This is a genomic window from Pedobacter africanus (assembly GCF_900176535.1).
GTDB lineage: Bacteria > Bacteroidota > Bacteroidia > Sphingobacteriales > Sphingobacteriaceae > Pedobacter > Pedobacter africanus.
The window spans coordinates 238,966-252,905 of sequence record NZ_FWXT01000003.1 but is presented as its reverse complement, the minus strand read 5'-3'; the positions used below and the strand labels follow the sequence as shown (position 1 = coordinate 252,905).

12 protein-coding genes are annotated in these 13,940 nt (G+C 45.2%); 8 read left to right on the top strand and 4 right to left on the bottom strand.

Translation table 11 applies throughout. The annotated features are described in order from the left end of the window. Positions 1-57 precede the first annotated feature (57 nt). Positions 58-3,330, top strand: a complete 3,273-nt coding sequence (locus B9A91_RS18255; protein ID WP_084240465.1) for an amidohydrolase family protein — start codon at positions 58-60, stop codon at positions 3,328-3,330. Between the two features lie 14 nt (positions 3,331-3,344). Here the strand turns inward: B9A91_RS18255 and B9A91_RS18250 are convergent, their stop codons facing one another. Together B9A91_RS18250 and B9A91_RS18245 are read right to left on the bottom strand one after the other, a co-directional pair. After that, a complete protein-coding gene (locus B9A91_RS18250; protein WP_084240464.1) occupies positions 3,345-4,592 on the bottom strand; it encodes a serpin family protein in 1,248 nt (415 codons plus the stop codon). A gap of 340 nt (positions 4,593-4,932) precedes the next feature. Beyond that, positions 4,933-6,162 (bottom strand): BaiN/RdsA family NAD(P)/FAD-dependent oxidoreductase, encoded by a 1,230-nt coding sequence (locus B9A91_RS18245; RefSeq protein ID WP_235012598.1) that lies wholly within the window; start codon positions 6,160-6,162, stop codon positions 4,933-4,935. A gap of 16 nt (positions 6,163-6,178) precedes the next feature. On the opposite strand from B9A91_RS18245, the gene B9A91_RS18240 reads away from it, so the two are divergent. Continuing rightward, positions 6,179-7,318, top strand: coding sequence for a 5-(carboxyamino)imidazole ribonucleotide synthase (locus B9A91_RS18240; protein ID WP_084240463.1), 1,140 nt, complete (start codon positions 6,179-6,181; stop codon positions 7,316-7,318). Positions 7,319-7,373: 55 nt separating this feature from the next. Further along, positions 7,374-7,883 (top strand): 5-(carboxyamino)imidazole ribonucleotide mutase, encoded by a 510-nt coding sequence (purE, locus tag B9A91_RS18235; RefSeq protein ID WP_084240462.1) that lies wholly within the window; start codon positions 7,374-7,376, stop codon positions 7,881-7,883. A gap of 1 nt (position 7,884) precedes the next feature. Here purE and B9A91_RS18230 read toward each other — a convergent pair whose 3' ends face one another. After that, entirely contained in the window at positions 7,885-8,448 is a 564-nt protein-coding gene (locus tag B9A91_RS18230; protein WP_084240461.1) for a YqgE/AlgH family protein, read from the bottom strand. Positions 8,449-8,497: 49 nt separating this feature from the next. Here B9A91_RS18230 and pdxH point away from each other — a divergent pair, with 49 nt between their 5' ends. Genes pdxH through B9A91_RS18210 form a run of 4 tightly spaced genes read left to right on the top strand, consistent with a single transcriptional unit; the run spans position 8,498 to position 12,683 of the window. Next, positions 8,498-9,148: a pyridoxamine 5'-phosphate oxidase gene (gene pdxH, locus B9A91_RS18225; RefSeq protein WP_084240460.1), complete on the top strand. Its 651-nt coding sequence runs from the start codon at positions 8,498-8,500 to the stop codon at positions 9,146-9,148. Between the two features lie 26 nt (positions 9,149-9,174). Beyond that, positions 9,175-10,065: a 3-hydroxyacyl-CoA dehydrogenase family protein gene (locus B9A91_RS18220; RefSeq protein WP_084240459.1), complete on the top strand. Its 891-nt coding sequence runs from the start codon at positions 9,175-9,177 to the stop codon at positions 10,063-10,065. Positions 10,066-10,100: 35 nt separating this feature from the next. After that, complete coding sequence (ruvB, locus tag B9A91_RS18215) at positions 10,101-11,123, top strand: Holliday junction branch migration DNA helicase RuvB (protein WP_084240458.1); 1,023 nt, start codon at positions 10,101-10,103, stop codon at positions 11,121-11,123. Between the two features lie 51 nt (positions 11,124-11,174). Continuing rightward, positions 11,175-12,683: a carbon-nitrogen hydrolase family protein gene (locus B9A91_RS18210; RefSeq protein ID WP_084240457.1), complete on the top strand. Its 1,509-nt coding sequence runs from the start codon at positions 11,175-11,177 to the stop codon at positions 12,681-12,683. 12 nt (positions 12,684-12,695) lie between these two features. On the opposite strand, the gene B9A91_RS18205 is transcribed toward B9A91_RS18210, so the two are convergent. Next, the gene (locus B9A91_RS18205) at positions 12,696-12,914 is read right to left on the bottom strand and encodes a hypothetical protein (RefSeq protein WP_084240456.1); all 219 of its coding nucleotides are present in this window, start codon (positions 12,912-12,914) and stop codon (positions 12,696-12,698) included. A 79-nt stretch (positions 12,915-12,993) separates the two neighbouring features. Here B9A91_RS18205 and queG point away from each other — a divergent pair, with 79 nt between their 5' ends. Further along, positions 12,994-13,932 (top strand): tRNA epoxyqueuosine(34) reductase QueG, encoded by a 939-nt coding sequence (queG, locus tag B9A91_RS18200; protein WP_084240455.1) that lies wholly within the window; start codon positions 12,994-12,996, stop codon positions 13,930-13,932. Positions 13,933-13,940: the final 8 nt, after the last annotated feature.

Sequence of the window (13,940 nt, the reverse complement as noted above, 5' to 3'; positions counted from 1 at the left end):
AACTATAAAAATGAACTGATATTACTAAATTGCGACCTAAATTCCAATACAGGCTATATGAGAACACTATCTTTACTAACAGTTCTTTTATTCATACTTCAATCTTCTTTTGCACAAACGCGCACAACGGCCCCGGCAGCACAGACAAACGGTATGACCCCAAAATGGGATATTGAGAAATACCATGGAAATACCAAATCCTTTACCTTAAATACGGATGAAGGCACCTGGATGAACCTGGATGTAAGTTCAGATGGAAAGGATATTGTATTCGACCTGCTGGGCGATATCTATACCATGCCCATTACCGGGGGTGCCGCAGTGCTGTTAAGTGGCGGAATTGCCTGGGACATACAACCCCGTTTTAGCCCGAATGGCAAATACATTTCCTATACCAGCGATAAAAGCGGCGCAGATAACATCTGGATCATGAACCGCGATGGTTCGGGCAAAAGGCAGGTGACCAAAGAGACCTTCCGACTGCTGAACAATGCCACATGGATGCCAAACAGCGAATACCTGATTGCCCGTAAACACTTTACCGGCACCCGTTCTCTTGGTGCCGGAGAAATGTGGATGTACAGCATTTATGGGGGCGAAGGTGTACAACTGACCAAACGAAAAAATGACCAGCAGGATGCAGGCGAACCAAATGTTTCGCCAAACGGCAGGTACCTTTATTATAGCGAGGACATGTCGCCGGGCCCTAATTTTGAATACAGCAAAGATCCCAACGGAATGATCTATGCCATCAGGCAGCTCGATCTGATTACCGGAAAAACTATCAGCCTTATCGCCCAGCCCGGGGGTGCGGTAAGGCCACAGGTATCGCCCGATGGTAAAATGATGGCTTATGTAAAGCGCATCCGCTTAAAGTCGGTTCTGGTACTACAAAACCTGCAAACCGCAGAGGAATGGCCTATATATGAAGACCTCTCGCACGACCAGCAGGAAACCTGGGCCATCTTTGGGGTATACCCCAATTTTGCATGGACACCCGATGGCAAAAGCATTGTCTTTTACGCACGTGGAAAGATCAAAAAAATCGACCTGAATTCGCTTTTCACCAATAACATCCCTTTTCATGTAACCAGCCTGCAAACCATACAACAGGCACTGCATTTCCCGCAGCAAGTATTTAACACCGATTTTACCGTAAAAATGATCCGCCAGCTGACCACTTCTGCTGACGGTAAATTTGTGGTCTTTAATGCCGCAGGCTTCCTTTACAAAAAAGACCTGCCAAATGGTATGCCTGAAAGAATCAGCAAGGGGATTGATTTTGAGTTTGAGCCGGCCATCAGCAACGACGGAAAATCGATAATTTACGCCACATGGAGTGATGAGTTCAAGGGTGCAATAAAAAAGACCGACCTCAAATCGGGAAAAACAGTAACACTTACTGAAGAAAAGGGCTTTTATTATTCACCTTCATTTTCAAACAAGGGCGACAAGATCGTATTCCGCAAAGGCATTGGAAACGATGTACTAGGCTATGCCTATGGCCGGGGAACGGGTATTTTTACTATGCCGGTTAACGGCGGGCCAAAAACACTGATTTCCGAAAGCGGCATCAGGCCGGAATTCAACACTGATGATACCCGGATCTATTTTCAGTCTTCTGAAGGTGCAAAAAAAGCATTCAAAAGTATAGACCTGAACGGGGCCAACGAACGTACCCATTACACCTCAACCTACGCCACCCAGTTTGCACCTAGCCCTGATGGCAAATGGATGGCCTTTACCGAATTATTTAATGTTTATGTAACACCAATGGTTACTGCTGGAGCCGCATTGGAGCTTTCATCAACCAATAAGGCCATTCCGCTTACCCGCATCACCAAAGATGCCGGGACCTATATCCACTGGAGCCAAGATAGTAACAAACTGTTCTGGACCCTGGGCGAGCAGTATTTCAGCAGGGACATCAAAACTGCTTTTAACTTTACGGATGGATCAGCGCAAGGCATTCAGCAGCCCGACAGTACAGGCCTGTCCATAGGTTTAAAATTAAAAACTGATGTCCCAAGCGGACTTACTGCCCTTACCGGTGCCCGCATCATTAGCATGAAAGGCGATGAAGTAATAGAGAATGGAGATATCCTGATAGAAAACAATAAAATTGTATCTATCGGCAAAAACCTTCCCATTCCGGCAAATACCAGGATAATTGATGTCGCCGGTAAAACCATTATGCCCGGAATGATAGATGTGCATGCACATCTGCGTACCAGTCCGGATGGCATCAGCCCACAACAGGACTGGTCGTACCTGGCCAACCTGGCCTTTGGGGTAACTACTGCACACGACCCGTCCAGCAATACCGAAATGGTGTTCAGCCAATCGGAAATGATCAGGGCTGGCCGGCTTACAGGTCCGCGTTTATATTCCACCGGTTCCATACTCTATGGTGCTGATGGCGATTTCAAAGTGGTCATCAATAGTCTTGATGACGCCTTGTCGCACTTGCGTAGGTTAAAAGCCGTAGGTGCTTTTTCTGTTAAATCTTACAATCAACCCCGCCGGGATCAGCGCCAGCAGATCCTTGAGGCCGCAAGACAACTGAAAATGCTGGTGGTACCCGAAGGAGGATCTACCTTTTACACCAACATGAACATGGTGGCCGATGGCCATACCGGCATTGAACACAGCATACCCGTAGCGCCAGTTTTTAAGGATGTAACCACCCTTTGGAATAAATCTGAAGTAGCTTACACCCCTACACTTATTGTCAGTTACGGTAGTCAATGGGGGGAAAATTATTGGTACGACCGTACCAACGTATGGGAAAATGAGCGTTTAATGGCTTTTACTCCCCGCTCTATCGTAGATCCCCGCGCCAGAAGAAGGACCACCTCCGAATATGGCGATTACGGCCACATAGAAGTAGCCAAAACGGTAAAACAAATAGCTGACGGTGGTACAAAAGTGAATTTAGGCGCACACGGGCAAATACAGGGGCTGGGTGCACACTGGGAACTGTGGATGCTGGTACAGGGTGGAATGACACCCCTGCAGGCCATTCGCTGTGCCACCCTGAACGGAGCAGCCTACCTGGGCATGGACAAAGAAATCGGCTCACTGGAGGTCGGAAAGCTGGCCGACCTTGTGGTGATGGACAGTAACCCGTTGGATGACATTAGAAACTCAGAAAAAATCAAATATGTGATGATCAACGGTCGTATTTTTGACAGCTTGTCCATGAACGAGATCGGTAACCGCGAAAAAGTGCGGGGTAAACTTTGGTTCGAAACCGGCAAAGGTATGGTCTATACCTTCCCAACGGGCATTGCTGAAACCTGGACCTACAGCATTCCCAACTGCGAATAAAAATCAATAACCCCTTATTTATCTAATAAGGGGTTATTGATGATACCGGTAAATAAGATCAGACCTGTTTTCATTTCGCGGATGGCAAATACAAATGGGCGGTCGATAAGGATCGGAGTTGCTACTCCTGGTGCCGAAGTAAGTTCAATACCTACAGAAGTAACGGCAGCAGCTTCTGTCCCGCTTTCATTAACTTCAATAAAGGTTTTATGTTTCACCTCGTCTATTTGCAGACCTCCCCCAGCACTAATTCTGCTGAAATCTGCAGAACCGTTTTTACCAAAAGCTATCCCCATGCCCAGGTTTATCAATGGATCATTTAATTTAGATTCATAGCTAAATTTAAATTTTGGCATCTTTATTTCCGCACCGATTTTTCTTAAACCCGTCATCCAGTTCTTCCATTTTGTTGTTGTAATTGAGATTGCGAGTTCATTTATACCGGTATTGGCGGCGGGCAGGGCAATTACCATGCTGTATTTTTCATTCCCATAAGGAAGTTCATAAAGAACTGCATCTGCAGAGCTTAAATAATTAACATCGGCCTTTGCCACCATAAAGTCGGTCTGAATCTTACTGCCATCGCCCAGACTAAAATCAGATTTTGCAGTACGGTTCTTATCAAACTTATATTTCCACTCGCTTTTAAAATAAACTGCATTGATCAGGTACATCACGATACTAGGCCCGATGGACTCAATTATAGTCGGGATTTTTCCGTTCGTGCTGGTGTTTACCCAATTATTAATTTTGTCTTTTGCAGCTGGATTTGAAAAGTCAAGTCCCTCAACTGCTGCATTATAATTATCTGCATTCACTTTAAGAAAAGCGGGTAACGGGCTAAACGTATTTCTACACCAGATGGAATTGGCAATTTTCAACGAAGCTTTAGGATCGAGCTGAGGCAATTCAGTGATTATTTTATGGTAATAGCTGTTCAGTTCCGTCTCCGTAAAACCCTTAAATTCCATGGTATTTCTGATGGACTCCAAGGTTGTACCGTTACTTCCGTTACTGGTCATACCCAGGGCCATACTTACACTTAAAGGTGACAACATCAGGTTTTTACCAGCCAAAGGTTTAGACAGCGTTTCTTTAAATAACTTAAAGGTAAAAGCATTATCAGCTTCTGCCTTTTGCTGCTCTCTTTCGGTCAATATCAGCTCTTTGCCCTCAGCAGATGGCTTGTTATTCTTTTTACACGAAGTTGCATTTAACATTAAAACAGCAATAATTAAAAATAAGGTCGAATTCTTTTTCATCTGTTTAAATTTGGTTTAATCATTATACGTGTAAAACACTAATTTCGCTACAGTTATCTAAAATAAAAGACTAATTTCTCTCCAGAGAGCACCTCGTATGCAGATGCAGCTATAATAATAACGGGGCACGTTAGAGATGCGCCTTAGGTTCGTTAACCCTTGGTTAGGTCTTGAGTAAGGGTTGATTAGGGGTTGACATACCCAAGGCCATAATCAACCCATACCTAACACTTGCTTAATACCTGTTCAAATTAGGGCGCATCCCGAACGCAGTCCAAATGCATCCCCAACGCACATTAAGCAGACATCTCTTAAAAAAGAAAAATTCAGTTTATTCAGCTTATAAATTCTGGGCAATAACGAACCCACTTGCCCAGGCCCATTGAAAGTTGTAGCCCCCAAGCCAGCCGGTCACGTCCAGACATTCCCCGCCAAAAAACAAACCCGGAATTCTCCGGCATTCCAATGTCTTTGAGGACAATTCCGCTGTATCTACCCCCCCTCTCATCACCTCTGCCTTATCGTAGCCCTTATCTCCCGCAGGTTTCACCTTGAACTCATGTATAATTTGTTCAATGTTTTCCAGTTCAGCCTTTGTTAAAACTGCCACCTGCTTTTCAACGGGTAGAAATTTAGCAAGAGCATCGGTAAATTTCCGTGTAAAATGGCGGTTAAACAAAGTAGACAGCAGCGTTTTTCCGTTTTGTTTACGCTCCGCTTCAATCAGCGAACCCATCTGCTGACCGGGCAGCAGGTCTATGTTGAATACCTCTCCTCTTTTCCAGTACGATGAGATCTGCAAAATGGCCGGACCACTTAAGCCCCAATGGGTAAAAAGGATGTTTTCTTCAAAAGCAATACGATCATTACTTACACGGCAAAAAACGCTGTTCCCCGACAGCCGGGCATACCAGTCCTCATCCTTTCCGGTTATGGTAAGCGGCACAAGAGCAGGGGCCGTTTCTACAATGTTAAGTCCCAGGCCCCGCGCAAAACGCAAGGCAAAATCGGTCGCCCCCATTTTAGGAATGGGCAGACCGCCACTGGCCATAACGAGTTTAGGTGCTTTCAGTGTTTTTGTTTTACCGCCAATTTCATATTTCACTGTAAAAGAACCTTCATCTACAATAATGTCCATTACCTGCGCACCGCAAATCAATCGCTGTCCAAAATCGGCACAAAGTGAAGTAAATACGGCTACTACATCCTTTGCATTTTTCCCATCCGGAAAAAGCTGCCCCAGGGTTTTCTCTTTCCCATAGATGCCATAAGTTTCAAAAAAACTGATGGTATCGGCTACTGTCCATTGTGTAAATGCCGACTTAACAAAATGTTTATTGGCCGATATGAACTGCTCATCGCCGGCAAAGATATTGGTATAATTGCACCTGCCACCACCCGAAATCAGGATTTTAGCCCCTGGCTGGTCGTTTTTTTCCAACAGTATCACCTTTTTACCAAGATAACCTGCCTGCACTGCACACATCAAACCACAAGCCCCTGCACCAATAATTATAGCATCTGCATCCATCAATCCGTTTATATTGTTATTTTTGTGCAAAATAAGCATAACTTTTTCAATAGATATGGCAAAACAAATAAGTGATTTAAAATTGGGGATACTTGGTGGCGGACAACTCGGCAGAATGCTGATACAGGAAGGCGTCAATTACAACCTTACAACCCTGGTTTTGGATCCGGATACCGATGCTCCCTGTAAACATCTTGCAAATTACTTTGAATGCGGCTCTATTACCGATTTCGATACGGTATACAATTTCGGCAAAAAAGCAGACATCATTACCATCGAAATAGAAAAGGTTAATATTGAAGCACTGGAACAATTAGAAAAAGAAGGAAAACAGGTTTTTCCACAGTCAAGGGTGATCCGCCTGATCCAGGACAAAGGCATACAGAAACAGTTTTTTAAAGAAAACAATATACCTACGGCACCTTTCCAGCTGGTAAACACCCGGGACGACATCCGCAACAGCAATTTTGCCTTCCCTTACATCCTGAAACAGCGCAGGGACGGCTATGATGGCAAAGGTGTGATGAAGATCAGCAATGTGGCCGAAATAGAGCAGTCATTCGATGCCCCCTGCCTGATCGAGGAAATGATTGATTTTGAGAAGGAAGTGGCGGTGATTGTGTGCAGGAACCCAAATGGCGACATGAAGACTTTTCCGATGGTGGAAATGGAATTTAACCCTGAGGCCAACCTGGTGGAGTTCCTCATCTCACCATCTACCTATCCTGAGTCGCTGCAAAACAAGGCCGAAGTAATTGCCAGAAACATCGCCTCCCCACTCAATATTACTGGCCTGCTGGCCGTGGAGATGTTTGTCACCCGAGATGGTGAGCTCCTGGTAAATGAGCTGGCCCCAAGACCCCATAACAGCGGCCACCAAACCATCGAGGGCAACTATGTTTCACAGTTTAATCAACATTTGAGAGCGATTTTTAACCTGCCCCTAGGTGATACACGTTCCATCAGCAATGCAGTAATGATCAACCTCCTGGGCGAAAAAAACCACAACGGAGTGGCCAAATACCAGGGACTGGAAAAAATCATGGCGATAGACGGGGTTTACGTACACCTTTATGGTAAAAAATACACTAAGCCTTTCCGTAAAATGGGTCACATTACCGTAGTAGACCAAAATCGAGACAGTGCAATACAAAAGGCCAACTACGTTAAAAACACACTAAAAGTTATTTCATAAAAGGCGCGTTATAGCGCGTTATAAAGAGAGCATTATAAGCATTAAAGAGAGCATTATGAACGATAAGAACGAGCAAAAGCACATCAAAGCAGGTATCATCATGGGCAGTAAATCAGATCTTCCTGTGATGAACGATGCTGCAGATATATTCAGGGAATTTGGTGTTGAATTTGAGATAACCGTGGTCTCTGCACACCGCACACCAGAAAGGATGTTTGAATATGCTAAAAATGCTGCTTCGCGTGGTTTAAAGGTAATTATTGCCGGAGCCGGTGGTGCAGCCCATTTGCCTGGAATGGTAGCTTCCATTACCACTTTACCTGTAATAGGTGTGCCGGTTAAATCTTCAAATTCTATTGATGGCTGGGACTCTATACTTTCCATTCTGCAAATGCCAAATGGGATCCCTGTGGCCACCGTAGCTTTAAATGCAGCAAAAAATGCTGGTTTACTCGCAGTACAAATCCTTTCCACTGCCGATACTTCACTTGCTGAAAAAATGCAGGCTTATAAAGATGAGTTGCGCAAAAAAGTAGAAGAGAGTGCGGCTGAAATGGAAAAATAGCTCAATTGAGATTTGGATCCTGGGGAAAATTGCTCACATGGGCATATTTAGGCCCCAGGTTAATGATCACCTCACGCCAAAGGTTTTCTTCGTTACCGGAGAAAACTACATCGGGATGGAAATCGTCTGACACGATCCAGGTGTTTTCTTTCATTTCCCTTTTGAGCTGATCATTTCCCCAGCCTGAATAACCAATAAAAAATTTGATCTCGTCTTCGCTGATGCTGTCGTTTCGGATGAGTGCCTTTAAGGTTTCAAAATTACCGCCCCAGTATATCCCTTTGGCTACCTCCTGCCCATCACCAATCTTATCGTAACACCTGTGGATGAAATGTATGGTGTCCGTTTCTACCGGTCCGCCAAAGTAAACAGGAAAGCTGGCTTCCTCAAGTTCAGGTACCACATCCTTAAGCAATAATGTACTGCACTGGTTCAGGATAAAGCCTACCGTACCTTCATCCTGGTGGTCTGTAATGAGCACAACGGCACGCTTGAAGTTAGGGTCCATTAAAAATGGTTCAGAAATTAATAACCTGCCCAAAGCGGGCTGTAATCTGCTTATCATTTTGGAAATTTAAGGATAAAATTAAATAAACTAAAACCTATTTTTGTGCATGGAGCTTAACAAAAACAATTTACACGACCTGAGGCAGGAATACCGTTCTGCCCGGCTTACAGAACAGGATGTTGATCAAAACCCAATGGCACAATTTGGAAAGTGGTTTAATGCTGCTGTAGATGCGCTGTTGTATGAACCGAATGTAATGACGCTGGCAACAGCCGACAGGTTTGGAAAGCCTACAGCAAGAATTGTGCTGCTGAAAGGTTATGATGAAAATGGTTTTGTTTTTTATACCAATTATGAGAGTAAAAAAGGTCAGGACCTGCTGGAAAACCCACAAGCTGCACTGGTATTTTTCTGGCCCGAGCTGGAGCGCCAGGTGCGTATTGAAGGCCTGGTAAGCAAGGTCGATACCCAAACCTCGGCCGATTATTTTCATTCAAGGCCGGTCGGCAGTCAGATTGGTGCCATGGCCTCAGCACAAAGCAGGGTACTGGAAAATCGTCAATTGCTGGAAGACAAAGTAGAAGAGCTCAGCAAAACCTATGCGGGGCAGGAAATCCCGCATCCCCTGCATTGGGGAGGGTACCTTATTGAGCCCAGCCACCTGGAGTTCTGGCAAGGCCGTCCGAGCAGGCTGCACGACAGAATTGTATATGATCTGGTGGATGGTTCGTGGATTATAAATAGATTAGCACCATAAACATGAACTAACATCATAAAAAATAAATGAAGAACATCGCAGTAATTGGCTCAGGCACCATGGGCAATGGCATTGCGCATACTTTTGCGCAATTTGGCTACCAGGTAAATTTAATCGACATTAACGATGAAGCGCTGAAAAAGGCACTCAGCACGATTGAAAAAAACCTGGACAGGCAGCTGAACAAAGGAACGCTTAGCGAGGCAGAAAAATCAGCTACACTGGCCAACATTACCACGCTAACAGATATGAAAACCGGCGTGGCCCAGTCAGATCTTATTGTCGAAGCCGCTACAGAAAACCTGGAGCTTAAGCTTAAAATATTTAGGGACCTGGATGCATTTGCCAAACCGGGAGCCATCCTGGCCAGCAACACCTCCTCCATTTCTATCACCCAGATCGCATCGGTAACCGGTCGCGGCGATAAAGTCATCGGGATGCATTTTATGAACCCGGTACCGGTAATGAAGCTGGTGGAAGTGATCAGGGGTTATGCTACCAGCGATGCAACGACAGAAACAGTGATGGAGCTTTCCAAAAAACTGGCCAAAGTTCCGGTAGAGGTAAACGATTACCCTGGCTTTATCGCCAACAGGATATTAATGCCTATGATCAATGAGGCCATTTGTTCCCTGTACGAAAATGTTGCAGGTGTAGAAGAAATTGATACCGTAATGAAACTCGGTATGGCCCACCCTATGGGGCCTTTGCAACTGGCAGATTTTATTGGACTGGATGTTTGCCTGGCCATATTACGTGTATTGCAGGACGGCTTTGGCAACCCTAAATATGCACCATGCCCTTTATTGGTAAATATGGTCATGGCCGGTAACAAGGGAATCAAATCGGGCGAGGGTTTTTACAACTATGCAAATGGTGTAAAAGAAGCAGTTGTTGCTGCCAAATTTGCCCGATAGCGGATAAATCCAAGGCATTTATTTAACTTTACCGCATGAACGAAAATCTTGATCCATCTGCAGAAAATCTTTCACCTGTTGAACGCGATATAGAAAAAGTATTGCGGCCGCAGGCTTTTGAAGATTTTACGGGGCAGGAAAAGGTGATGGAGAACCTGAAGATCTTTGTGAAGGCTGCCAAATTACGTGGCGAACCCTTAGATCACGTTCTGCTGCATGGCCCTCCCGGACTGGGAAAAACCACCCTGTCGCTCATCATTGCCAATGAAATGAATGTGGGCATAAAGGTGACCTCCGGCCCGGTATTGGATAAGCCTGGCGACCTGGCCGGACTTTTAACCGGCCTGGATGAAGGTGACATCCTTTTTATAGATGAAATCCACCGTTTAAGTCCTTTGGTTGAAGAATACCTCTATTCTGCAATGGAGGACTTTAAAATAGACATTATGCTGGAGAGTGGACCCAATGCCCGCTCGGTACAGATTTCGTTAAACCCTTTCACCCTGGTAGGCGCTACCACCCGATCGGGTTTACTTACCGCCCCGCTCAGGGCCAGGTTTGGCATCAATTCCAGGCTGGCCTATTACGATGCAAAATTACTGACTACAATTGTTTTAAGGTCGTCTGAAATCTTAAAAACACCAATTACCGATGAAGGTGCCTATGAAATTGCGCGCCGTAGCCGAGGTACCCCCCGTATTGCCAATGCGCTATTGCGCAGGACCCGGGATTTTGCACAAATTAAAGGTACAGGACAGATAGATACGGAAATTGCCCGTTATGCATTGAATGCGCTGAACGTTGATGAACACGGATTGGACGAAATGGACAACAAGATCCTGACCACCATCATTGATAAGTTTAAAGGTGGCCCTGTGGGACTGAAGACCATTGCCACAGCCGTCGGCGATGACGAAGGTACCATAGAGGAAGTGTATGAGCCGTTCCTCATCCAGGAAGGCTTCCTGATGCGGACCTCAAGAGGCCGTGAAGCCACTGAAGCCGCGTATAAGCACCTGAAAAGAAATTTCCCCGGACAAAGTGGCCGATTGTTTTAAACTCCAGAATTTAAGCTAATTTCTGTTTCCTATTCCTTAAATTTAGCGGATATGAATATAGAAACAAGAAAACTGACTTTAGAAGATTATGATGACCTTAAAGAATCTATGCTTCAGGCCTATGATACACTTGGCGGCCAGATCTGGGGCAAGGCAACCATTTCCAAACTTTTAAAGCTGTTTCCTGAAGGACAATTGTGTATTGCAGTTGATGATAAGGTAGTGGCCTGTTCCCTCTCTATTATTGTAGACTATGATGAGTATGGCGATAAACATACCTATCAGATGATAACCGGAGCTTATACTTTCTCTACCCATGACCCCAACGGGGATACCTTATACGGAATTGAGATCTTTGTTTCCCCCGAATTTCGGGGGCTACGCCTGGGGCGCAGGCTCTATGAGGCCCGGAAAGAACTCTGTGAAAGCCTGAACCTGAAAAGCATTATCGCCGGAGGGCGTATCCCCGGTTATCATGAGTTTGCAGACCAGCTGAGCCCAAGGCAATACATTGATAAGGTGAAAGCCAAAGAGATTTACGACCCTACCCTCACCTTCCAGCTGTCGAACGATTTCCACGTAAGAAAAGTGTTAAAAAACTACCTTCCGGGCGACCATGAATCCAAAGAATTTGCCACACTGATAGAATGGAACAACATCTACTACCAGGGTATAGACGCTTCGGCACGTTCGGCCAAGACCATCAGAATAGGCCTGGTACAGTGGCAGATGCGTTTGTTTCCTGATATTGAGGCTTTTTACGAGCAGGTTGAGTTTTTTGTGGATGCGGTGAGTGGCTATAAGTCTGATTTTATCATGTTCCCCGAGTTCTTCAATACTCCGCTGCTCCATCCCTACAATCATTTACCTGAGATGGAAGCCATGCGCAAGCTGGCCGAACATACTGCTGAAATTGTAGAACGCATCCAGCAATATGCACTGGCCTATAATGTAAATATCATCTCGGGCAGCATGCCCATCCTTGAAAACAACAAGTTGTACAACGCCACTTATTTATGCCATAGAAGCGGCAAAACCGACGAATACAGAAAAATACACATCACGCCAAACGAACAGAAATATTATGGCATGGTAGGAGGTGATCGGCTGCAGGTATTTGATACCGACTGTGGTAAAGTAGGGATACTGATCTGTTATGACGTAGAATTTCCCGAACTGAGCAGGATACTGGCAGACCAGGGCATGCAAATGCTCTTCGTCCCTTTTTTAACAGATACCCAGAACGGATACACCAGAGTGAGGCATTGTGCACAGGCTCGGGCCATTGAAAACGAATGTTATGTGGCTATTGCCGGCTGTGTGGGCAATTTGCCCAAGGTAAATAACATGGACATCCAGTTTGCGCAATCGGCCGTATTTACCCCATCTGATTTCGCTTTTCCGACAAATGCTGTAAAAGCGGAAACTACCCCCAACACAGAGATGATGCTGGTAGTGGATGTTGATCTTCATTTGCTGGATGAACTACACCATTTCGGGACAGTAAAAATATTGAAAGACCGCCGCAAAGACCTTTACGAAGTAAGGCTGTTAAAATAACAGCCTTACTTTCTAACTATGCGCCCCCTTATAAACGAACCAATAGATCAGCAGGGCGATCACCAGCAACGGGATCAGCCACCTTAAAACTATTGCTGCACCATTGATATCCTTTTCTTTCACCGCCTGGGGCGAAGGTCCCGGATCGTCCTGATGGTGTGCATAATCATGTTCTATCGGTTTATGCGGTTTGTTTGGGTCTTCCGTATGTCTCAGCTCCTGATTTTCCATGACTTTAAGTTTTTGGTTTACTTAACAACAAGCCAGTCCCTAAAAAGTTTACGAAGCAAAGCCTTATCTTTGTTGTCCAATGGCAGCTAATGCATCGACATACAGCAAAATGATCAAGGATGAAGCCTTCAGGCTTGGCTTTATGCAATGCGGCATAGCCAGGGCAACCTTTCTTGAGGAAGAGGCGCCAAAACTTGAAAAATGGCTCCAGGACAACCATCACGGAAAGATGGGCTATATGGAAAACCATTTCGATAAAAGACTGGACCCCAGGCTACTTGTTGAAGGTTCAAAATCGGTGATCTCGCTCAGCTTAAATTATTATCCGGATAAACAGCAATCGGATCCGGAGGCCCCAAAAATCTCTAAATATGCTTACGGCATGGATTACCACCAGGTAATTAAGGATAAACTGTTCCAGCTGCTCAACTATATCCGCCAGGAAATTGGTGAGGTTGATGGCCGGGCATTTGTGGATTCTGCACCGGTGCTGGACCGCGCCTGGGCCAAACGCGCGGGCATCGGCTGGATTGGCAAAAACAGCAACCTGATCAACAAAAAAAGTGGCTCCTTCTTCTTTTTAGCGGAACTGATCGTAGACCTCGAACTGGAATACGACCATCCTTTTGAAACCGACCATTGCGGCACCTGCACCAAATGTATTGATGCCTGCCCAACTGAGGCCATCTTATCACCTTTCGTTATCGACGCCAAAAAATGCATTTCTTACCTCACAATTGAGCTCAGGGAGGAAATTGATCAGGATTTTAAAGATAAGATGGACAACTGGATGTTTGGCTGCGACGTATGTCAGGATGTGTGCCCATGGAACAGATTCGCCGTACCGCATACGGAACCTTTATTTAAACCCAATGCGCAACTGCTAGAAATGAAAAAAGAAGATTGGCTGGACATTACCGAGGATGTCTTTAAAACGATCTTTAAAAACTCTGCCGTTAAACGCACCAAGTTCAAAGGGCTCACAAGAAACATTGATTTCATAAAAAAGACCTCTTAGAGAGGCCT